Origin of the sequence: Corallincola platygyrae (genome assembly GCF_039544265.1) — a bacterium.
In the GTDB taxonomy this organism is placed as follows: domain Bacteria; phylum Pseudomonadota; class Gammaproteobacteria; order Enterobacterales; family Neiellaceae; genus Corallincola; species Corallincola platygyrae.
Window position 1 is genome coordinate 97420 of record NZ_BAABLI010000017.1, and the last position, 20755, is coordinate 118174.

The window sequence follows — 20755 nt, forward strand, 5'->3', positions numbered from 1 at the left end:
ATCGCTTCTTTGTCCGGGCGCAAACACTCCCGGCGGGCCTACCTATATAGTCACCTGCACTTTCTAACCTCTGTTCGAGATTCAGCTAGGCTTAACAGCCAGTTACTCGAAACAAGGAGTACAGATGGCTCAATCACATTCACCCGCCAGAATCTGGGTTCATGCACCCGCTTCTTTGCATCGCATTATCAATGGCTTGCCCAATCAAACGTCACATCGGCAAGCACTGGCGTCTCAATTAACCACCGCCAAAAAACAAGGCGTGGATGGCATAATTGTTCCTATTAGTTGGCGCACAATTGCGCCGTTTCACCCGGCCAACGTAGAAGACAAAGCGCGCTGGCAGGGTTATCTCACCCTGTTCAAACTGATCAAAAAAGCGGGCCTTGAGATCGTTCCTGAGTTCAATTTTGGTGCCACAGGCGTTCTTGAAGCGGGTACACCCCATCTGCTGCCAGACTGGTTCTGGGGTCGTTTCAGCGGTGACGCAGCGTCGACCTGGCCACAGGATAGCCTCAAATACGTTGACGCTTACGGCAATGACAGTGTTTCCGCGCCCAGCCTGTGGGCCACGGATCTGTTCTATCCCTATATCCAGCAGTGGCTGACCGCTTTCTTTAAGTTCGCAGACAAGTATGTCGATAGCATCCCTCAGCTGCTGTTCGGTGCAGGGCCTAACGGAGAGCTTCGCTATCCGCTGATTGATGCCGTGATCGACCGTAAAGTCTGCTATCAGCTTGGCGTCTTTGGCACCCTGGCCGAACAAGCCTTTGGCGAAGGGATCACTAAAAAATATGGCAGCACTGAAGCATGGCAAAACGCCTGGCAACAGGGCGAACTGACACACAGAGAAGCGCTTGAGTTAGCGCAGCGCCAACTGGATGATTACTTCTCTGAAGAGACCGAGGACCTGCCTGCCAACGAAGAGTTGCCACTGCCGCTGGCAGATTTTTATGACTGGTACCAAAGCCAGTTAGTCGACTTCAGTGCCGAGCTGTTGAGCCGCCTCAACGACACCTGCCCAAGTCACTGGCAATGTCAGTTGGGTCTGCGTCTGCCTTTGGCACTCAATCAGCAGCATAAGCAGGATCATAAACAGCAAATGGCCTTTACCGGCCTGTCGCTGCACCGCGACAACTCTATTCACCTGCCGCTGTTTGAACGTCTGGAACAACACCTCAGCCCAGAAGTGAAACAACGACTGTCACTCTGGCTGTCTGGCATCGAACAAACGTTGGAGCATCAGGAGATCCAATCCTGGCTTGGCCGCGCCAATGAGCTTGGCCTATCGCTGTTCGTAGAAAACCGCCATCCAGATGCCTTGGACGACCACCTGGTGTGGGACAAGTTGATGCAGAAGACACTGCAGCACGCAGGTCTGGCAGGATGGGTATTGCGAGACTTGGACAGCGCCCTCGATACCGAACAAGCGGGTGCCGCCCGCCTGCGCCAGTTAGGTCGGGTTAAACATGGTCAGGGGCAGATTGGTCAGTCACTTAGCCGCAAGATTTTCCGCGTGATGGGGCCGCTGCATCTGAAGGTGGCTAACCAGAAAATGATGCTGGAAGAGGAGAACTGGACCGAGTTTGAGCAGGAGATCCGTCAACTGCGTAAGGTAGGTGTCAGTGCGGTATCGACCGATTTATGGTGGGGCCTGATTGAAGGACGCCAACCAGGGCGGTTTGACTGGAGCTACTACGACAAGGTGGTTGAGATCCTGGCCGCCAACGAGATGCACTGGGTTCCTATCCTGTCATTCCACCAGGCAGGTGGCAACGTCAACGATGACTTTATGCAGACCATACCGCTCTGGTTGTGGGGCAAGCTGATAGAAAAGCATGACGAATTGGAGTCAGTACGCGATCTGCAATATGTCAGTGAAACTGGCGATGCCTCCATGGAGTACGTGTCATTGTGGGCTGATGAGTTTGTACTGCCTTTCTACCGCCAGTTTATGGAAGCGTTCCGCGACCATTACCAGCATCGCGCCCACATGATTGACGAGATCAATGTCAGTATGGGGCCAGCGGGCGAGCTGCGTTATCCGAGCTACAACGCTCATGACTGGGGTGATTACCCCAACCGCGGCACCTTGCAATGTTTCAGTCGCTTAGCGAAGAAGCGCTGGGTCGAACACCTGAAAAGTAAATTCCGTTCAGTGAAAGCGCTGAACTATGCCTTCAGCAGCAACCACAAGAGCTTTGAAACGGCAGGCATGCCAGATCCCGACGAGCTATTTGCCAACAAACAGTACCTCTACTCTAGTTGGGGCCGCGAGTTCCTGACCTGGTATCAGGAAGAACTTATTGCTCACGGTAATCGGATATTGGCCTGCTCCGCAGAAGTCTTCTCCGGTGGTGGAATGGAAAAAGTCACACTTGGCGTCAAAGTGCCTGGAATTCACTGGGAGATCAGTGATCCGGCAATGCCACGTGCCGCTGAAATCACCGCAGGTTTGGTCGCTCCACATCCGGAACTGGGCCCGCGGAACCGAGGCGAATACGTCAAACTGATCGGCGAGCTGATCCCATCAGAGCTGCGCGAACGCGTCGCCCTGCACTTCACTTGCCTGGAGATGGTCAACAAAGACTATGAAGGCTACTCCCGTGCTGAAGACTTGGTGAACTGGGTCGCTGATGCCGCCGCTGAACTGGGTGTTGAGCTTATGGGTGAAAACGCCTTGGGCGGTGAGCTTTATGGCAAGCAGGGGTGGCAGCAGATCGCCCGCGCCCTTAATCGTCAGCCAGGATTTGGTGGGATCACCCTGCTGCGAATGCAGAACCTGTTTGACGACCATCCAACCCCGATGAAGGAGCTGGTGAAGTTAATCAACCAGGCCCAGTAGGGGTATTCACAGGCAAGCCGTAAAAATAGCCGGCTTGCCGAGATCTTTCACACATTCAGGCAATTAGACGCGGGCAACTCTCTCCTTTCTGTCCTAGAGTTAGGGATACTTAATACAGTGAAGGAGTGCCCGCTGGTGAGACGTCTTCTGTCCATGCTCTTGGCGCTGTTGTGTCTTAGTTTTACTGCTCAGGCAGTAACCATTGTTCACAACCCCGTCGCCGATGACAAAGAGCAACTACTGCTAGATATTCTTAAGCTAGCGCTATCCAAATCCGCACCAAACGCCAAATACCAACCGCTGGGCGAAGCCGTTAACCAGGCGCGTGCCCTGCAGATGATAGAGACAGGGAAAATGTCTGTGATGTGGGCAGGGACGACGCCTGAATATGAGCAGAAAATGGCGCCTGTGCGCATCCCTGTGCTTAAAGGGTTGCTTGGGCATCGTATTTTTATAATCCGCAATGGTGACCAATCTAAGTTCAGCACCATTAAGAATCTCAGTGACCTTAAGCGTTTTACTGCGGGTCAGGGACGGTTCTGGGGAGATACTCAAATCCTGCAGGCGAACAATATTCCAATCGCCACCACCATCAAGTACCACAATCTGTTCCCTATGCTGGAAGGTGGCAGATTTGATTACTTCCCCCGCGCAGTGCATGAGCCCTGGAGCGAAGTGCGCACCTACTCCAATCTGGGTTTAAAGGTGGATGACAATGTCCTACTGATATACCCGTTTGCTATGTACTACTTTGTCAGCAAAGACGACAAAAAGCTGCACGACCTCATCCACAAGGGGTTTGAAGCCGCCATTAAAGACGGTAGCTACGACAAAATGTTCTTTAACCACCCCATGGTTAAAGACGCATTGAATCAAGGCAAACTCAAACAACGCACGGTGATCCGCATACCTAACCCATTGATGGATCCCGCAACCCCGGTAAACCGCAAAGAATTTTGGCTGGATATAGACAGTCTGTAATAGACGCTGGAGTCATAACAATATGAATTCTATAACAAAAAAATCGATGATTGCACTCAGCACCGCCTCTTTGGTGGTGATGTTGGTGATCTTCACTATCAGTTACCTGGTGTCTCGCGGCGGCATAATGGATCGACTGGATACCAATATGCAGGACACCAGCGAAGCCCTCTCAGTGGTAATGCAGGAGCCCTTATTCGGTTACGACAAAGAGCAGATAGCCACCGTACTTGAGACGTTCGCCAAGTACCCCTTTGTTTACCAGATAAAAGCAGCAGATCACCGCGGTAAACCCCAAGGTGAGGCTACGCAGGCTGGAGATGCTCCTGCAGACAGTGACTTGGTGGTACAAACCGTTGATATCGTTTGGGAAGGCAAAGAAAAGATCGGCAGCCTGGAGATCACCTTCCGTAAAGATGCCGCCAATAGCCAACTCAATGGCGTTCTCATGACCGACTTGGTTGTCGCAGTGGTGCTTCTAATTGCGCTTATGATTACCAACATGGTGACACTGCGCTCACTGGTGGTTCAGCCAGTACAAGAGGTTTCCGGCGCCCTTGGCGAGATCGCTGCTGGTGGTGGCGACCTGACCCGACGTCTGCAATTAGACAGGGACGATGAGATCGGTGAATTGGCCAGCAACTTCGACCGATTTATTGCTCAGCTGCATAGCCTGATCAGCTCTGTCGCCAATTCAGCCGATGAGGTCTCTTCTGCTGCAGGCCAAATGACGAGTCGCGTTCAGGGTACCACCCAAGCAACAGGCCAGCAGTTGCAGGAAACCGAACAGGTTGCCACCGCCCTGAACGAGATGTCAGCCAGTACCCACGAAGTGGCTCAACACGCTAATCAAACCGCCGCCAGCACAAGAGACACAACTTCACTGGCAGAAGAGGGTGGCGTGGTTGTTGGTCAGACTATCCAGCAGATCGAACGCCTCGGCGCCGATATGAACGGCACTGCAGATCGCATATCTCAGCTGCGTGACAACAGCGACAACATCGGCTCCATGTTGGAAGTAATTAAGAGCATCGCCGAACAAACCAACCTGTTGGCGCTTAATGCAGCTATTGAAGCCGCTCGCGCCGGTGAGCAGGGTCGTGGTTTTGCCGTGGTAGCGGATGAAGTACGAAGCCTGGCGCAACGCACTCAACAATCGACCCACGAGATAGAGAAAATCATTGAGGAGCTGCAGTTGGCAGCCAATAACGCGTTTGAAGCGATGCAGCTCAGCCGCTCCACAGTCGACAACACTATTGAACAGTCTCAGGTAGCAGGTCAGTCACTGGATCAGATCCAGTTCAATATCACCAGCATCAACGATATGAACACCCAGATAGCTACCGCTGCCGAGGAGCAAAGCTCAGTGGCAGAGGACATCAACCGCAACGTCACCTCCATCCATGAGCTATCACAGCAAGTGGAAGACGATGCGCAGATGATCCTGCAACAGGGTGAGAAGCTGTTGGATTTGAGTAGCGACCTGAAATCTGAATTAGGTAAGTTCAGACTGTAAGTTCGGAGGCCAAAATAGGGCTCCACCTGTAACCTTCCATTTACGGGGCATAGCGCGCCAGTGCTATGCCCTTTTTGTTTGCTCTGCTAGGATCCTCTCTTCTTAATTTTCTTCTCTTTTTGGACCCGCTTTTTCATGAGCCAAGCCATAGGTCGCCACGGCGCACTCTTTGCCATCGCCGCATACCTGATGTGGGGATTTGCCCCAATCTACTTCAAACAGCTGCAAGCCGTCGGCCCAATCGAAGTACTGGTACACCGTGTGGTTTGGTCTTTCCTGTTGCTGATTGTTGTGATCCTACTTGCAGGCCGTTGGCACCGGGTACAACAACTGTTTAAACAACCCAAATACCTCGGACTGCTGACCCTTAGCTCCATGCTGATTGCTGGTAACTGGGGCCTGTTTATCTGGGCGGTGGCCAATGATTTGCTGCTGGAAGCCAGCCTCGGCTACTACATCAATCCGCTGTTTAACGTCATCGTCGGTATGCTGTTTCTGGGCGAGCGCCTGAGGAAACTGCAATGGGGTGCGGTCGCTTTAGCCACGGTCGGCGTACTGATCCCCTTGATTAAACTAGGCACATTGCCATGGGTCGCACTGACACTGGCCAGTAGCTTCTGCCTGTATGGTTTAATCCGTAAAAAAATCCCCGTGGATGCCCTTACCGGACTGTTATTGGAAACTGCGTTATTGCTACCACTGGCGTTGGCTTATTGGTGGCAACTGGATTCAACGACCAGTGACCTGATGGCAAACGGAACCACGATGAATATCCTGCTGCTCTCCGCTGGCGCCGTAACCACGGTGCCACTGCTCTGTTTCGCAGCGGCAGCGCAACGCATGCCTTTATCGACATTAGGCTTCTTCCAATATATTGGCCCCAGCTGCATGTTTATCCTCGCCATCGCGATTTATGGTGAAACACTGCAGTGGGATAGGCTGGTCACATTCGGCTTCATCTGGGCAGGACTCGCGCTGTTTACGTTTGACGGGTTTAGAGCCAAGACTAGGAAAGTGACCTGACAGGTTAAACAGAACATTTCTCTTCATTACCATATAGTTACACTAAGATATCAGGTGTGAAAACATTGGACGGCCACATGAGAAAGCATCAAAAATGTTCCAGTGTAGCGGTTGGTATTGTCAGGTAATCGTATGAAATTAGAAGATATGGAGCTGTTTGTTTTGGTTGCCGAAATAGGCAGCTTCACCAAGGCAGCTGACTATTGTGACATTCCCAAAAGCACCATCAGCCGGCGGGTTAAAGACCTGGAAGACAGCCTCAAGGTTCGCCTGTTGAACCGGACGACACGAGCCCTTCACTTGACGCAGCAGGGTGAGCTTTTCTACGAGCAAGCAAAGACTATTCTGGGGGATATCGAACGGATCCAAAGTGAGATCGCCAGCGAACAGTCAACCGCATCAGGCCGCATTACCGTCTACGCACCCAGTGTTTTTTATCATGTCTTCGCAAAGTGGCTCAGTCAGTTTCGTGAGGACCACCCAAACATTTCGTTAGAGTTGCTGTCTCGTGATAACAATGCACCTTTAACGGATAGCAAGCGCTTTGACCTGTTGCTGCAAATTGGTCAGCTAGAGGATTCCAGCCTGATAGCCAAGAAATTGGGCGATGTGCCGGGGAGTTATTACGCCAGTACCCATTACCTCGAAAAACAGGGTGTGCCGGAAACACCCAGCGATTTGACTGATCACAACATCATCTTCCGGGAGCTTATTTTTGGTGAGGAGCCACGCTGGCGCTTCGGCGACGGCGAGAATGAGCAGCTTGTCAGTTTCGAACCCCATGTCATCACAGATTCAGCCCAAGGCATGCTGGCATTGGTTCAGAACGACGTCGGCATCGCCAGGTTGTCAGTGCTACATGCAACACCCTTGGTGAAACAGGGCCAGTTGGCAGAGCTTTTTGATGGCAAATACCGATTTAAGCACCCACTTTATGCGCTTTACCCCTCCCGACGCTATATGCCGGAGCGGGTGCGTTTGCTGCTCAAATACCTGGAGCAAGCCCTTCCTCAAGCGGTTAAACAACTTACGACCTAACCCAGTGAGGCGGGCCCAAATTTTCGAACTCTCGCAACGACCGTCTTAAGTCAGTAACTAATCTACGGGCTGCTCCGGTTGGCTCAATGGCGCGATGCTTATCGTCAATGCTCAACCACACATCCGGATCTGTCGCGTTTAACTCGACCAGTGCGTCAAAGGCTTCCTCTTGGGACAGGTTTCTGCTCAAGGCTAACGCTTGAACACAGCCGGCATTAACAAAATCAGCCAGCAATTGGATAGCAGCCAGGTTCAGGGTCATATCGATATCTCTTATCAACCGTTGGGGATATTGGGGAAAAGCCTTTCGCATGCCCGTCGCGAGTATTCATGGCAAAGGCCGTTTTTTTAGAGAAGTGGTTCGGTGCCTAGAAAGGTGTTGTTGAAGCTAGCCCGCATGGCGGGCTAGCTTTCGGACTTGTTACATCAAGACTTCAGAGTTTTCAAAGAACTGAGACCAGATGCCAAAGTGCACGCCGTTGTGAGTAGGCACCTGCTCCCCTGTGGTCGCATCTACCAAACGAACTACCTTACCGTCGGTTTCAATGCGCAGGGTTTCGCTGCCCAGCTCAAACTCATAGCCGTCGTTGCTACGCGCAAAGTCAGGATCAATTGCTATTTGAGCTTCGCCATTGTCGTAACCAAATATCTCGGTTTTTACATCCATACGCGTGTCCTGCAGATCCAGCGTCGGGAAGACAAAGGGTTCGCCCTGACTGCGTTGCATCTTCAATGGCTCTTCGAACACAGCCAACAGCAAGCCATCGATAAAACGTTCCATGCCATAGATATAGACTTTTGCATCTGGATATTGCTTCTTCGCATCTTGCCAATCCATCTGAGTATTGGGGAGAACGACAGTGCTATGGTCAGTAAATTCTGACTGCATCGTGATCTGTTGGATCGCGGTGCCATTGTTTACGTCTTTGAATACCAGGTTGTTGTGGGTTTGCCCTAACACTTGAAGATTTGCCTCACCCAAACCGTAATCCGTTTCTATCACCATGGCCAAGTTAGATAAGCCACAGAAGGTAATCGCATACTCGTTGTCATCATGCTCCCAGCCAGCCACATGGGGCACCTGGACATGGTAGCGAGGGAAGATACGTACTTCGTCACCCTGCTCTACCACATAGACACGCTGGTCCTCCTCAGGAATAAACATGTCAGCCTCTTCAACAGTGACAAACTCAGCGTTGAACTGCTCAGTTGGAAACGCCAGTGGCATCGCGTGCATAGAAGCCCAGAAGGTGAAAAATACACCCATAGTCGCTAAGCCCATGCGGATCCTGCCCCACATTTTCCATTTTTCACTCAGATACCAAAGGCCACCCAGCGCAACCAGCTGAAGCAACATGAATATGCCCGCATGTTGGTAGTAGCCCAAGGTCATATCTCTGGGCAGATTCAATGACTGCCCCGGCTCGGTCATAAGCACAGCGCAGAAGATAGCTACACCGGCGAGTACAAGAGCGTAAGTATTAAAAATGACTTTTTTCATAACAGTTCCTTGGCCATATCGGTCATTCATTTCAAGGTTTAAATAGGATTGAGGCTATTTTCACACTCTGAATGCAGACGATAAATTGGGCAGCGTGGGATAGGCTGTCTCAGAAAATGGGACGATAAAAAATGGGGTGATAAAAAATGGCGCAAATAACTGGGAGAAAAGGTGAGACAGGGGAGCGGACCGTAATTGCTTGGGCCACACATATATCAAAGCTCTTGGCCTGCATGGTTAAAGAAGCTTTACTCCGGCTCCTGTCCTTCCACTTTCACCAGCTCAAAAAACAGGTAAGTTAGAAGGAAGCCTAGCGCGGCAAGACCCCATGTGATTGAACGAACATAGGGCAGTGCCTGCAACTCGAGGCCAAGAAAAAGCTCCAGTAGTACAATGAAAAACAGTGGCATTATCAAGACCACAAACCACAACCCCTTTCCACCAAAAGTCACAGCACCAGCGCAATAGGGACAGACTTTGACCTGACGAGAAAACTGGTACCACTTGGGTTTTGGCAACGCTGGACGGCTACCCAACTGATTGACCTTGCTCTTGTTCTGGCACCAAGGGCATGTCTTGTGGAATATGTTGCTAAACACGGTTTTCGACTCCTTGAAAACGGATGAACCTATTCTAGTCTGATTCAGCGACAGCTTGAATGGATGTCAGTCGCTGAGTGACCTCTTCTCTTATTGGCGAACTAAACATGGAGAGCGGCACAAAGTACTCCAAATCATTGCGACATCTCACCAGCACACCGTCTATGGCTCCCCTTTGCTCCTGCATAATGCCTGTAACGGCATGCAACTCAATGTTGGCCGTTGCCATGCCACCTTGTATGACCACCAGCATACGGTCAGTAAACGTAAGTGAAACGTCATGGTGACTGGCAAAGGGAAACAGCACCCCGAAGATCCCCAACGTTAATACAAAGCTACTAAATGCGTTACTCAGTTCCAGATAAAAACCTGTGACACCAATAGGGATAAGCAGTAGGCAGCCACAAAACAGTACTAAGCGTTTCGCTGTCCATCGCGTGGATTTGTAGTGATTACGCAAACGTCCCCCCAGTCTCAGGTTTTTAATCAAGCTGCCAGCATGACCAATCATAAGCCCTACTTATATCTTATATCGACCGTTTTTTGAGCACTTATTGATAAATTTCTTCCCGTTCGAAAGAGGAAGCGAACTGGTGATAGTGAAACAGATGTGCGCCAGACAGCTTCCAGAGGCCACTGCATCGCAAAGAGCCGCTGCAGTACATCATTTCACATTTTTTTGAGATTTATTCGATGAAAAACAATTGGTTCAATAAAACCACGAAAGAAACGTTGCAGGCACTGAACAGCAGCAACGAAGGTCTTTTGCATGAAGAGGTTGCACAGAGGCAGCAACAGTATGGCAAAAATGAGTTGCAGGAGAATCAAGGGAAAACGCCACTTGAGCTGTTCCTGCATCAGTTTAAAAACCCACTGATTTTAATTCTGGCCATCGGCGCCCTTGTCTCCTTTGCCACCGGCCACCTGATTGACGCCATCGCCATCAGCGCCATTATTTTGATCAATGCCGGTATCGCCTTCTGGCAGGAGCTAAAAGCACAAAAGAGTATGCAGGCACTGAAAGATATGGCTGCCCCCATGTCTTTAGTTATTCGGAATGGCGAAGTCATTGACGTCCCCGCCAGCGAGCTTGTTCCTGGCGACATGCTGAAGATCCAAACCGGCGACATTCTCGCCGCGGATGTGCGCATTCTCGAAGCCCACAACCTGAACATTGACGAAGCGGCACTCACTGGCGAATCAGAGCCAGTTGAAAAACACGCAGAGGCATTGCAGGAAAAAGAGATCCCGCTGGGTGACCAGAACAACATGGGCTTTATGACCACCATTGTCACTTCTGGCCATGGTTTAGGAGTAGTCACAGGCACCGGCATGCAGACGGAAGTGGGTCATATCGCCGACCTGATGAGTTCAACCGAAGAAGTTAAGACACCGATGCAGGTGCGCATGGACACCATTGCCAAGTCCCTGATGTTTGTTGCACTGGGCGTGGTTGCTGTCGTTGCTGGTATCGGTCTGTTCTATGGTATGGCGTGGTTAGAGGTCATTAACACCAGCATCTCTTTGTCTGTCGCGGCTATTCCTGAGGGACTTCCCACTATCGTTTCCATTGTGCTGACCATGGGCTCAGTGAAGATGGCCAAGAGCAACGCCTTGGCGCGCCAACTTTCTGCCATTGAAACCCTGGGCTCAACCACGGTTATCTGTTCAGACAAAACAGGCACGCTGACACAAAACCAGATGCAGGTAATGAAAAGCTACGACGGCGCTGGCCGCTACTGGAATGTATCGGGTGAAGGTTTTGACCTGAAGGGCGAATTCCAACCGGCTGGCCATCAGGTTCCGGCCAACGAGAGCCTGGAAATGATGATGGGTCTGACCGTTGCCAGCCTATGTAATGACGCCGAACACAAGGTGACGAATGGCGAGTCTCAGGTACGCGGCAACCCCACCGAAGGCGCGCTGTTAGTCGCAGCCGCTAAAGTTGAACTGGACCTGGAGACGCTGACCCAGAAGGGCTATCAGGTCATCAAGAAGTTCCCATTTGATTCCGCTCGCAAGATGGCTTCCGTCATCGTCAAAGATGGCGAAGGCAACCACTTCCTCGCAGCCAAAGGCGCGCCTGATGTGATGCTCAACCATGCCAGCGGTTTTATGGCGGACGGTAAAGTACTGAGTTTGTCTCCTCAGGTGCAGGGTAGCCAAGCACTCGCGACATCACCGGCTGACGAGTGTGTTGCAGGTTATCACCAGGCGATCGACCAGTTTGCTAATGATGCCTTGCGGACGCTGGCCGTTGGTTTCCGTGAACTAGATGAAAGCCAGCTCGACAAAAAATATGAAGAACTGGAAAAAGATCTCACCCTGCTTGGCTTGTTCGGCATCATGGACCCGCCGCGTCCAGAGGTTCGTCAGGCGATAGAAGATTGTTTCTCGGCAGGCATTCGTACCGTGATGATCACGGGCGACCACGCCCTGACCGCGGCAGCAATTGCACGGGATATCGGCATTATTCGCAGCGATGATGACAAAGTGGTGACCGGTGCAGAATTGGACCAGATGGACGATGATGAACTGTACGCGATTTGCCCTAACGTGGCCGTGTTTGCTCGCGTCACCCCAGAACACAAGCTGCGCATCGTGAAAGCACAGCAGCACAACAACGAAGTCGCTTCCATGACAGGTGACGGCGTCAACGACGCGCCTGCATTGCGTCGCGCTGATATTGGTGTCGCTATGGGCATTACCGGCACGTCAGTCGCAAAAGACTCAAGCGACCTGATCCTATTGGATGACAACTTCAGCACTATCGTGAAAGCGGTACGTCAGGGTCGACAGATCTTCGATAACCTGTGCAAGTTCATCCGTCAGGCCCTGACCGCCAACGTGGGTGAAGTCTCAGTGATTCTGTTTGCCTTCCTGCTGATGGGCCCAGAGATGGTTTTACCTCTGACGCCACTGATGATCCTCTGGATTAACCTGGTCTCTGACGGTTTGCCAGCATTGGCACTGGGTGTTGAACCCGAAGAGCAAGACTTGATGGAACGTCAGCCGCGCAAGCGTAATGCGAGCTTCTTTGGCAACCACTTGGGTAGCCGTATCGTATGCCGCGGCCTGGCGCTGGGCGGTGCAAGTTACCTGGCTTTCAGCTGGTCGCTGGGCGCGGGTCACTCAGAGATGTATGCCCAGACCGTTGCTTTCGCTATGTTGATTTTCGCTCAGCTGTGGCACCTGTTTGATTCGCGTACCTTTACCACGCTGTTTCGCAAGAACCCTTTTACCAATAAGTACTTGCTGGGTGCGGTCGCTTTATCTGCGGGCTTATCACTGGGTGTCATCTATACCAGCATGGGACAAGCCGTGTTTATGACCGAAGCATTGCAACTGACCCACTTGCTTGGCATCGCGCTGGCTGCAGCACTACCTACTTTCCTACTGTCAGGTGTTAAGGAGGTGACAAAGATTAAGTGGCTGTAACCGACTAAACCCAATATTCGTAACTTCTCGGCGTGGCCTAAAAGCCACGCCGTTTTTATTTGGGAATGTAACCCAAATCTTTGGCAACCAGCCGGCACTGCTCTCGAAACCACTTATGGGCAGGATCGGTATTATTGCTGGGTAACCACATCATGGAAGCGGTCACTTTGGCGGGAAACGGCGCTTTAAATATTTGTAGCTTCAATGCCGGACAAAACTTTTCGGCAAAGCGACTCGGCATGATGGTCAACCATTCAGAATCTCTCACCGCATAAAGCATCTCCATGGCACCTGGCGCACTCCACACGACGTTGCGCTTTTTCATAACACTCAAACTGAGCTCATCGATGTAAGACGACCCTGAATGCCATTGTCCATGAACAACGTGTTTCTCTGCCAGGTAGCTTTGTTCGGTAAGTGGCGCTTTTAACCGCGGATGGTTCTCTCTGGCGATCACCACCAGCTCATCTTCCAACAACACTTGTTTTGCCAGGTAACCATATTTATTGGTGTGCAATCCGATATTGAGATCAAACCGCTGGAAACGGAGATCAGCCTCCAAATCATCAGTGAACGGAGGATGGACTTCGATACCACACTCAGGTGCGATACCTTTAATTCGTTCAATCAACCGCGGTACAAAGGTGTAGTTGAGTGTGGAAAGTAAACACAGCGAAAACACCCGCGTACATGCCTTGGGGTTAAACCGTTTCGCCGACATCAGTGTGGAATGACAGCTTTGTACCGCCTGCTGCAAGATGGGAAATAAGTCGTAAGCGACACTGGTGGGTACCACGCCTCGACTGCCGCGATTAAAGAGCTGATCGTCATACAGCTCTCGCAATCGATTGATGGCTTGGCTGACCGCTGGCTGGCTCATGTTCAGGCGCTTCGCTGCTTTCGACAGACTTTGTTCTTCCATCACCGCAACGAAAATGGGAAACAAACTAAAATCGCTATGTTTCATGTGGCGTCCAACTGCCTCGAACAATCGTATTATCGATGGGTTTAGTGTAATCGCGATTAACTAAATGTCAGTACGTATCCTACAAAGAGTGTGACACTATGCTACTGAATTTAAAGATAGGATCAGGGGGAATAGTCGGGAAACAGGAAGAACTCAGACAGAAAAAAGCCAGCCTTTGGGAGTTGGCTGGCGTCAAAGCATGCTCAGGGCCGTTGGCCGTTTAAGCACATTGGCGCATATCAGAAACAGGCTCGGGCTCGTCTAGTTTGGCTTTTATCTCGGCCAACTCTCTCATCATCTGCTGGTTGGTCAGGTTGTCTTTATGCGCCATGATGATCAGCTTCACTGATACCAGGAACACGCCGGTTTCCAGCAATAGCTCCTTGGTGAATCCGGTGGCAAACAGCGCCAGAGCAAACAGTACAAAAGTTATGACGATAACAAACGTTGAGATCTTATCTAAATCGAAGCGTTTCATAAGGCCCCCTTCAGGCAATCCAGTTTCAAACCCAGAATTTAAACAACTGCGATAACGTGCAGCTTTGCTCGGTTTAACAACTGGCTTTCTGCTAAGAGAAATACACCCTAAGCCTTATGGCTGACCCGTCATCTAACCGCGACGACAATGTACCAAGCACACCATAAAAATTGGTCAATACAAGATATAAGTGGTGCTTATGTTTTACTGGTAGCTCCAACTGGCTGACAATACAGCGAGCTTGCGGACGCGCCGAATTTACTTAAAGTGCAGCAATGATAACAATCCACACTTCGTGGCTAGCTAAACTGAGAGCTGTCAGAGGACAAACCCCATGAAGAGCACCCGGCCTTGCCGATACTGTGAAAATGCGCTGATGGTGAAGCTCGGTCGTTGCCAAGCCTGTATGGTGAAGTCAGCGCTGTTTGCCCTGGTTTGTCTGATCGCACTGACCGTGACGCCAACAAGTCAGCAAATTCTCTGGCTGACCTGGTGTGCCGGCGCCTTCGGTTTTGGGGCACTTCTGTTACTGCATCTGCTATTTGCATTGGCTTATCGGTTGAGAGGAGATAAAAGCACGTCAGACGCCGGAGAACCAAAGCAGAACCATTGACCTGAGCACTTGGTTAAAAATGCAATACGGTCATCAGGCTTACAACTGACGATTCAAAGCACGAAGCAGCTGTTCTGGTTCGGTAAAACACACAAACCGCAACCGCTCGTTCCCTGCCATATCCACAGTAACCACCGGCAACCTGATAATCTCTCGATACGTCACCCGCGTTATTGCTGAAAGTGGGCGAGTCACAAGGTAGCCGTTTTTATGGTTTTCATAGGTTAACTGCTCAGAGTCGACTGTCAGTTGATAGCTTTGCAGTAGCGGAAGTTTATGGGAGGAGAATCTGCGCAATCCATCAAGGATGACAACACCACTGAAAACAAACAGCGCTGCGGTCATTTCGCTACCCGTGACGACATAGCTGAGTGCACCAAGGACCAACAACACAAAGCCAGCGTATTGAAACCTTGGTTTAATGCGCTCAAACAGTGCGGTATCAAAGTGGCTGGTTAGCATTTCCTATCAGACCCGATTAGAAGTCGAGACTTAAGCCCTTTCGTCGACGAAGATAACGGCAGTAAACAGAACAATCACATGACGGGCACGAAATAGTCCAACATTCATGCCGCTCTTCTTCAAAGTTCAGGGCACCGTTGCAGATGGGACAACTAGCATTGGAAAAGAAATCACAGCTCTCCACCTTTTGCTGTGGAGACATCAGCATAGTGGCAGGCGACAGTAATACTGTCTCAGGGTCATCCCAACGGCTTTCGCATAAAGTCAGGCAATAATCAGTGAAGACTTTGGCCTCATAGGCTTGTTTACCTTCGGACGTGCGTCGGACTGCCTCTATCCATTTCTGAATGTTGGCGTACCTCTCTGGCCATCGCGCTTGATCAACATCTTTGAGACATTGAAGCAGCTCTTCCATTGAATAAGTTGAATAGTCAGGTTCGAAATCAAACATGGTTTGGTAGCTACAGACCTGTCACTTGAGCGAATACGGTGTGGTATATACCAATCTCACCATTTGTTCATCTGCCAGCAAGTGGTCAGCACAAACCTTGGGATAAAGATCATGGGTTTTGATGACAACTTCGTTAATAGTTGTTGCGTACCGATTCGCTCAGCTCGGATAGCGGCTTGGGGAAACCTAAGGTATACACAAACCGGTTTTCGCTATCTTCAAACACGCTGTGGGCCACCCCCAGCAAAACAAAACCTTCTTCCAGCAAGGCACTGGCATCTTTCGCGACTTCCGTTTCGATAATCTTGGTAATTCTGAGCAGAGTTTCCTGCGCCGTTGCAACGTCAGATTGAATCATAGATCGACCCTATGCTGTTGTTATACAAATAAGTATGGCTCACCCAGACCCAATTGGCCTACTGATTTAACAAACGTAAAGAGACTTAAAGCTTCTTTACCTTTCTCGACAGTGTCGGCCCTTTATCTGGCTAATAATCGTTCTAACACCCGCCAGACGTAAACAGGGATTCGAAATGGGGTTAAACCGCAGTAAATTTCTATCGTATCAGCGCCAAATCTTTCTGATTTTACTTTTCAGTTGGCTAACTGGTTGCGGCGGGAGCTCCTCGGACAGCGGTGATGTGACGGCAGATGAAGGCACGCTTGAGGTCAACCTACCTGAAGATGAGGGTACAGGCTCAACCGATGCAGATAATTCTGGCGATGATGGCGATTCGAGCAGTGCAGACGATGAAGACACCAACAACCTCCCCATCGCCAATGCAGGCGCGGATCAGGTAGTCGCCGTTGGTGCGTTAGTATCACTGAGTGCAGCTGCCAGCACAGACTTGGATAACGACCCGCTCAGTTACCGTTGGTCGCTTATCTCTCAGCCAGCTGAAAGCAATACCGAGCTGGACGGTGATGCCAGTATGGTGGTGGAATTTACCGCGGACATGGCCGGAACCTATCTATTAAGCCTGGTGGTTGCAGACCCCTATGGCAGCAGTGAAGCAGATACGGTTACCGTCACGGTCTCCAATCAGGGTGTTGATATTACAGATGCTACCTTTACACAGCGCGCTGGCAGTTGTAGCTCTTACGTTGGCAGTTATTACGCCAATGTCACCGATATTCAGCGAGCGCTGGCATTTGATGGTGACATTGTTATCACGCTGAACGATGAACTCTGCGCGATCCAATCAAACAATATTCCCAACCATGACTTTAACGATGCCACGGCAGCATTTGCCACCAATGTCAGTGCCCAACAGGCCAGTTATTTTGTACCGGCCAATCCCGTATTGGCGGCAGCATCTACCGAACTTAGCTTGGGCACCACCAATGCAGTGTTTCTAAATGGCGTGGCATTGGATCTATTGGCAGCCGCTTGTTATGACGTGGGTAATGAACCTTTGGGGCGAGAGAAGATAGGTTGTGGCGAAGATCAGATAGACAACCCTTGGCGCTACGATCCCATGTCGCCGTTAAATGGATTCGGTACCGACCAACACAATGCACACACACAACCCGACGGCACCTACCACTACCACGGCAACCCAATGGCCATGTTCGATCTGGATTGCGAGGCCAACGGCACGGCCAGTCCGGTGATAGGGTTTGCCGCCGATGGTTTTCCGATATTTGGCCCCTGTTTCGCAGATCCGCAATCAGGCATCGTCAGCAAAGCACAGAGCAGTTATCAGTTAAGAAACAACGGTGGCCATCGCCAAGCTGTGACGGGTTACAGCACGCCGCAAGCGGGCACAGGTGACATTGCCTCCGACAACTACGACGGTCAGTTCAGAGGTGACTATGAATACATTGCAGGCAGCGGCGATCTGGATGAATGCAACGGCATGACCATTGATGGTCAATACGGTTATTACGTTACCAATAGCTATCCTTGGGTGATTGGCTGCTTTAAAGGCTCACCGGATACTTCATTCAGCAAAACCGGCATGGCACTGGATAATCTGCTGCATTTGCATGAGTAGGGTGTAGTTTGGGGACGCAAGCAAGACTCTTAAGAGTACGGACTTCAATAAGAAAATTTTGCCCTATCAACAAAATTAATTTGCTCGCCAAATACGGCTTATCAGGCGCAATATCATGCAGTAATTTGGTTTCTCAAAACTGAGTATTCTGTAATGAAATTGATTGTCACTTCTGCACTTTCGCTACTGCTGACATGGGCAGCGTGGGCAGACCCCGCGCCTCCTTACGAGCAGGAAGAAGTGCGCATGTTATGCGAAGAGTGGGCTGAATCTGATGAGGTTCCCGCCTCAGAGCATCAAACATACATCACCAGTTGTATGAAGATGGAGCTGGAGGCTCGCGGATACTATGAAGAAGAGCTGCAGCAAGATGATCCGGCAACAATAGATTATCAGGCCGAAGAAGAGCCTTTGTATGATGACGACCAGTCAGAAGACAAGCAGCTCGAAAGCGGGCAATTTGAACAAGAGTAGAGAGTTATAGAGAAATGAACGCTGAACAGTTTGACCGTAAGCTGAAAAGACAACGTCGTCAGCAGCGTAATCATCAAGACAAACTTGACCATGAACGATGGGACGACGACGCACCTTTAATACAGAAGCCACGCCGTAAACACTGGCACTAAACCTCTGGATTAAAACTACCGTGCCTGCGGGGGCTTAAAGCCCCTGCAGATTAGCGTAGGCCGCGACCAACCATTTGGTACCCACCATATCGAAGTTCACCTGCACCCGGCTCTGCTCACCACTGCCTTCGTAATTCAGAACCGTGCCTTCACCAAACTTCTTATGCAGTACCCGCTGCCCCAACTTCAAACCTGTTTCAGCAAAACGCTGCGGTTCCTGTGAGAAACGGCTGGGCTGATGGGTTGGCGCTCGGCTGACCTGGGCTTTCATGCGGATCTCACGCTGGTACTGATCAGGCACTTCACGCAGGAAGCGGGAAGGACGCTGGAAGTTTTCCCGGCCATAAATACGACGACTTTCCGCATGGCAGATATAGAGCTGCTGCATGGCGCGAGTCATGCCCACATAACAGAGGCGGCGTTCCTCTTCGAGACGGCCCGGCTCTTCTGACGACATCTGACTGGGGAACATGCCCTCTTCGACACCGACCATAAACACCAGTGGGAACTCTAACCCTTTGGCGCTGTGCAAGGTCATCATCTGCACCGCATCATCAAACTCATCGGCCTGGCTTTCTCCTGCCTCAAGCGCGGCATGGGAGAGGAACGCATCCAACGGCAACATAGATTCAGCATCTTCTGGTGCCACAAAGGTACGGGTCGCTGATACCAACTCTTTTAAGTTCTCTACCCGGGTTTCTGCTTTCTCACCCTTTTCGGCCTGATACATGGCCATCAAACCGGAGCCGTGGATCACTCGTTCGGTTTGGGCATGGAGTTGCAAATCATCCACTGTGTCATCCAACTCCTGAATCAACAGCAGAAAGCCTTCCACCGCCTTGGCCGCGCGACCCGCCAAACCATTAAGGCTGAGCAGATGACGACAAGCCTGCCATAGGGTGCAACCCTCGTCGCGGGCATGGCTGCGGATCAAACCTACGGTACGATCACCAATACCGCGGGCAGGAGTATTCACCACACGTTCGAATGCGGCATCATCATCACGGTTACTGATCAGGCGCAGGTAAGCCAGCGCATCCTTGATCTCCTGACGCTCGAAAAAGCGCTGACCACCATAAATGCGGTAGGGCAGCTGCGCCTGCAGCATCGCCTCTTCCAGTACGCGCGACTGGGCGTTACTGCGATAAAGAATGGCGGCATCACTGAGGGCATTGCCATCATTGAGCCACTGCTTAAGTACGCCTGCCACAAAACGTGCTTCATCCAATTCGTTAAAGGCAGCATACACAGAGATGGGCTCACCCTCTTTGCCATCGGTCCAAAGATCCTTACCGAGGCGGCCGCTGTTGTTGGCGATCAGGGCATTGGCTGCATTCAGAATGGTGCCCGTCGAGCGATAGTTTTGCTCTAGTCGTACGGTTTCTGCGCTGGGGAAGTCCTGCAAAAACTGTTGGATGTTTTCGACCCGAGCGCCGCGCCAGCCATAAATCGACTGGTCATCGTCACCCACGATCATCAGGTTGCCATGAGCCCCTGCCAGTAACCGCAGCCAAGCATATTGAATGCCATTGGTATCCTGGAATTCGTCCACCAGGATATTGCCGAAACGGTTTTGGTAGTGGCGCAGCAGGTGTTCGTTGTCTCTCAGTAGCTCATGGGCACGAAGCAGCAGTTCGGCAAAATCGACCAGGCCAGCCAGGTCACACGCCTGCTGATAGTTACGATAGATATCGAGCTGTACCTTGGCCTGCGGGTCGTTGAAATGATCGATATGCTGCGGACGCAAACCTTCATCTTTCTTGCCGTTGATGTACCAGCATGCCTGACGCGCAGGCCACTGTTTCTCATCCAGGTTCATCGCCCGGATCACCCGCTTCACCATACGCAGCTGATCTTCTGCATCCAGGATCTGAAAACCTTCCGGCAGTTTGGCGTCCAGGTAGTGAGCGCGCAGCAGGCGGTGGGCCAAGCCATGGAAGGTACCAATCCACATGGTGCGAATATTGGAGCCCAGCAGCTTTTCAATACGGCCACGCATTTCGGTCGCGGCTTTATTGGTAAAAGTCACTGCCAGAATCGCGTGAGAAGAGATCTGCTCCACCTGCATCAGCCAGGCAATACGATGCACCAACACCCGTGTTTTACCCGAGCCAGCACCGGCGAGAACCAGTTGGCTACAGGGGGCGGCGCTGACGACTTGGCGCTGGTGGTCGTTCAGACCATCAAGCAGGTGTGATACATCCATCGAAAACTCTCTGG

At 51.1% G+C, this 20755-nt stretch carries 20 protein-coding genes; 10 read left to right on the forward strand and 10 right to left on the reverse strand.

Annotation, left to right across the window (positions count from 1 at the left end; all coding sequences use genetic code 11):
• The first annotated feature begins 124 nt into the window (after nt 1–124).
• The 5 genes from ABEA14_RS15095 (at nt 125) to ABEA14_RS15115 (ending at nt 7403) form a co-directional block, all read left to right on the forward strand.
• Nucleotides 125–2845 carry a family 14 glycosylhydrolase gene (locus ABEA14_RS15095; protein ID WP_345340962.1) on the forward strand — a complete coding sequence of 907 codons (2721 nt, stop codon included), beginning with the start codon at nt 125–127 and terminating at the stop codon, nt 2843–2845.
• A 135-nt stretch (nt 2846–2980) separates the two neighbouring features.
• The gene (locus tag ABEA14_RS15100; RefSeq protein WP_345340964.1) at nt 2981–3826 is read left to right on the forward strand and encodes a substrate-binding periplasmic protein; all 846 of its coding nucleotides are present in this window, start codon (nt 2981–2983) and stop codon (nt 3824–3826) included.
• Between the two features lie 22 nt (nt 3827–3848).
• Nucleotides 3849–5342, forward strand: a complete 1494-nt coding sequence (locus ABEA14_RS15105; RefSeq protein WP_345340966.1) for a methyl-accepting chemotaxis protein — start codon at nt 3849–3851, stop codon at nt 5340–5342.
• 135 nt (nt 5343–5477) lie between these two features.
• On the forward strand, nt 5478–6365 hold the full coding sequence (rarD, locus tag ABEA14_RS15110; RefSeq protein ID WP_345340968.1) for an EamA family transporter RarD: 888 nt from the start codon (nt 5478–5480) through the stop codon (nt 6363–6365).
• A 132-nt stretch (nt 6366–6497) separates the two neighbouring features.
• Nucleotides 6498–7403, forward strand: a complete 906-nt coding sequence (locus ABEA14_RS15115) for a LysR family transcriptional regulator (RefSeq protein ID WP_345340970.1) — start codon at nt 6498–6500, stop codon at nt 7401–7403.
• Here ABEA14_RS15115 and ABEA14_RS15120 read toward each other — a convergent pair.
• The 4 genes from ABEA14_RS15120 to ABEA14_RS15135 form a co-directional block, all read right to left on the reverse strand.
• Entirely contained in the window at nt 7393–7716 is a 324-nt protein-coding gene (locus ABEA14_RS15120; RefSeq protein WP_345340972.1) for a hypothetical protein, read from the reverse strand. The genes ABEA14_RS15115 and ABEA14_RS15120 overlap by 11 nt on opposite strands.
• A 108-nt stretch (nt 7717–7824) precedes the next feature.
• Entirely contained in the window at nt 7825–8904 is a 1080-nt protein-coding gene (locus ABEA14_RS15125; RefSeq protein WP_345340974.1) for a DUF3179 domain-containing (seleno)protein, read from the reverse strand.
• Nucleotides 8905–9152: 248 nt separating this feature from the next.
• Nucleotides 9153–9503 carry a hypothetical protein gene (locus tag ABEA14_RS15130; protein ID WP_345340976.1) on the reverse strand — a complete coding sequence of 117 codons (351 nt, stop codon included), beginning with the start codon at nt 9501–9503 and terminating at the stop codon, nt 9153–9155.
• Nucleotides 9504–9537: 34 nt separating this feature from the next.
• Nucleotides 9538–10014, reverse strand: coding sequence for a hypothetical protein (locus ABEA14_RS15135; RefSeq protein WP_345340978.1), 477 nt, complete (start codon nt 10012–10014; stop codon nt 9538–9540).
• A 182-nt stretch (nt 10015–10196) separates the two neighbouring features.
• Between ABEA14_RS15135 and ABEA14_RS15140 the strand changes: the two genes are divergently transcribed.
• Nucleotides 10197–12941 (forward strand): cation-translocating P-type ATPase, encoded by a 2745-nt coding sequence (locus tag ABEA14_RS15140; RefSeq protein WP_345340980.1) that lies wholly within the window; start codon nt 10197–10199, stop codon nt 12939–12941.
• A gap of 55 nt (nt 12942–12996) precedes the next feature.
• Here the strand turns inward: ABEA14_RS15140 and ABEA14_RS15145 are convergent, their stop codons facing one another.
• Nucleotides 12997–13908, reverse strand: coding sequence for a LysR family transcriptional regulator (locus ABEA14_RS15145; protein WP_345340982.1), 912 nt, complete (start codon nt 13906–13908; stop codon nt 12997–12999).
• 220 nt (nt 13909–14128) lie between these two features.
• Nucleotides 14129–14386, reverse strand: a complete 258-nt coding sequence (locus ABEA14_RS15150) for a hypothetical protein (protein WP_345340984.1) — start codon at nt 14384–14386, stop codon at nt 14129–14131.
• 334 nt (nt 14387–14720) lie between these two features.
• Between ABEA14_RS15150 and ABEA14_RS15155 the strand changes: the two genes are divergently transcribed.
• A complete protein-coding gene (locus ABEA14_RS15155) occupies nt 14721–14999 on the forward strand; it encodes a DUF3624 family protein (RefSeq protein ID WP_345340986.1) in 279 nt (92 codons plus the stop codon).
• A 39-nt stretch (nt 15000–15038) separates the two neighbouring features.
• Here ABEA14_RS15155 and ABEA14_RS15160 read toward each other — a convergent pair whose 3' ends face one another.
• From ABEA14_RS15160 to ABEA14_RS15170, 3 genes are all read right to left on the reverse strand, one after another.
• Nucleotides 15039–15461, reverse strand: a complete 423-nt coding sequence (locus ABEA14_RS15160) for a hypothetical protein (RefSeq protein ID WP_345340988.1) — start codon at nt 15459–15461, stop codon at nt 15039–15041.
• Nucleotides 15462–15477: 16 nt separating this feature from the next.
• A complete protein-coding gene (locus ABEA14_RS15165) occupies nt 15478–15912 on the reverse strand; it encodes a hypothetical protein (RefSeq protein ID WP_345340990.1) in 435 nt (144 codons plus the stop codon).
• Between the two features lie 133 nt (nt 15913–16045).
• Complete coding sequence (locus ABEA14_RS15170) at nt 16046–16270, reverse strand: hypothetical protein (protein ID WP_345340992.1); 225 nt, start codon at nt 16268–16270, stop codon at nt 16046–16048.
• A 283-nt stretch (nt 16271–16553) separates the two neighbouring features.
• On the opposite strand from ABEA14_RS15170, the gene ABEA14_RS15175 reads away from it, so the two are divergent.
• The 3 genes from ABEA14_RS15175 to ABEA14_RS15185 all read left to right on the forward strand — a co-directional run bounded on the left by ABEA14_RS15175 (nt 16554) and on the right by ABEA14_RS15185 (nt 18535).
• Entirely contained in the window at nt 16554–17909 is a 1356-nt protein-coding gene (locus ABEA14_RS15175) for a YHYH protein (RefSeq protein WP_345340994.1), read from the forward strand.
• A 153-nt stretch (nt 17910–18062) separates the two neighbouring features.
• A complete protein-coding gene (locus ABEA14_RS15180) occupies nt 18063–18383 on the forward strand; it encodes a hypothetical protein (RefSeq protein ID WP_345340996.1) in 321 nt (106 codons plus the stop codon).
• Between the two features lie 14 nt (nt 18384–18397).
• Nucleotides 18398–18535 (forward strand): hypothetical protein, encoded by a 138-nt coding sequence (locus ABEA14_RS15185; protein ID WP_345340998.1) that lies wholly within the window; start codon nt 18398–18400, stop codon nt 18533–18535.
• Nucleotides 18536–18569: 34 nt separating this feature from the next.
• Here ABEA14_RS15185 and uvrD read toward each other — a convergent pair whose 3' ends face one another.
• Nucleotides 18570–20741: a DNA helicase II gene (gene uvrD, locus ABEA14_RS15190; protein ID WP_345341000.1), complete on the reverse strand. Its 2172-nt coding sequence runs from the start codon at nt 20739–20741 to the stop codon at nt 18570–18572.
• Nucleotides 20742–20755: the final 14 nt, after the last annotated feature.

What these genes read in the sequence shown, in the direction of transcription:
- ABEA14_RS15095 (WP_345340962.1), top strand. Translation starts at nt 125, where the DNA reads ATGGCTCAATCACATTCACCCGCCAGAATCTGGGTTCATGCACCCGCT.
- ABEA14_RS15105 (WP_345340966.1), top strand. Translation starts at nt 3,849, where the DNA reads ATGAATTCTATAACAAAAAAATCGATGATTGCACTCAGCACCGCCTCT.
- rarD (WP_345340968.1), top strand. Translation starts at nt 5,478, where the DNA reads ATGAGCCAAGCCATAGGTCGCCACGGCGCACTCTTTGCCATCGCCGCA.
- ABEA14_RS15115 (WP_345340970.1), top strand. Translation starts at nt 6,498, where the DNA reads ATGAAATTAGAAGATATGGAGCTGTTTGTTTTGGTTGCCGAAATAGGC.
- ABEA14_RS15120 (WP_345340972.1), bottom strand. Translation starts at nt 7,716, where the DNA reads ATGCGAAAGGCTTTTCCCCAATATCCCCAACGGTTGATAAGAGATATC.
- ABEA14_RS15125 (WP_345340974.1), bottom strand. Translation starts at nt 8,904, where the DNA reads ATGAAAAAAGTCATTTTTAATACTTACGCTCTTGTACTCGCCGGTGTA.
- ABEA14_RS15135 (WP_345340978.1), bottom strand. Translation starts at nt 10,014, where the DNA reads ATGATTGGTCATGCTGGCAGCTTGATTAAAAACCTGAGACTGGGGGGA.
- ABEA14_RS15140 (WP_345340980.1), top strand. Translation starts at nt 10,197, where the DNA reads ATGAAAAACAATTGGTTCAATAAAACCACGAAAGAAACGTTGCAGGCA.
- ABEA14_RS15145 (WP_345340982.1), bottom strand. Translation starts at nt 13,908, where the DNA reads ATGAAACATAGCGATTTTAGTTTGTTTCCCATTTTCGTTGCGGTGATG.
- ABEA14_RS15150 (WP_345340984.1), bottom strand. Translation starts at nt 14,386, where the DNA reads ATGAAACGCTTCGATTTAGATAAGATCTCAACGTTTGTTATCGTCATA.
- ABEA14_RS15155 (WP_345340986.1), top strand. Translation starts at nt 14,721, where the DNA reads ATGAAGAGCACCCGGCCTTGCCGATACTGTGAAAATGCGCTGATGGTG.
- ABEA14_RS15160 (WP_345340988.1), bottom strand. Translation starts at nt 15,461, where the DNA reads ATGCTAACCAGCCACTTTGATACCGCACTGTTTGAGCGCATTAAACCA.
- ABEA14_RS15165 (WP_345340990.1), bottom strand. Translation starts at nt 15,912, where the DNA reads ATGTTTGATTTCGAACCTGACTATTCAACTTATTCAATGGAAGAGCTG.
- ABEA14_RS15170 (WP_345340992.1), bottom strand. Translation starts at nt 16,270, where the DNA reads ATGATTCAATCTGACGTTGCAACGGCGCAGGAAACTCTGCTCAGAATT.
- ABEA14_RS15180 (WP_345340996.1), top strand. Translation starts at nt 18,063, where the DNA reads ATGAAATTGATTGTCACTTCTGCACTTTCGCTACTGCTGACATGGGCA.
- ABEA14_RS15185 (WP_345340998.1), top strand. Translation starts at nt 18,398, where the DNA reads ATGAACGCTGAACAGTTTGACCGTAAGCTGAAAAGACAACGTCGTCAG.
- uvrD (WP_345341000.1), bottom strand. Translation starts at nt 20,741, where the DNA reads ATGGATGTATCACACCTGCTTGATGGTCTGAACGACCACCAGCGCCAA.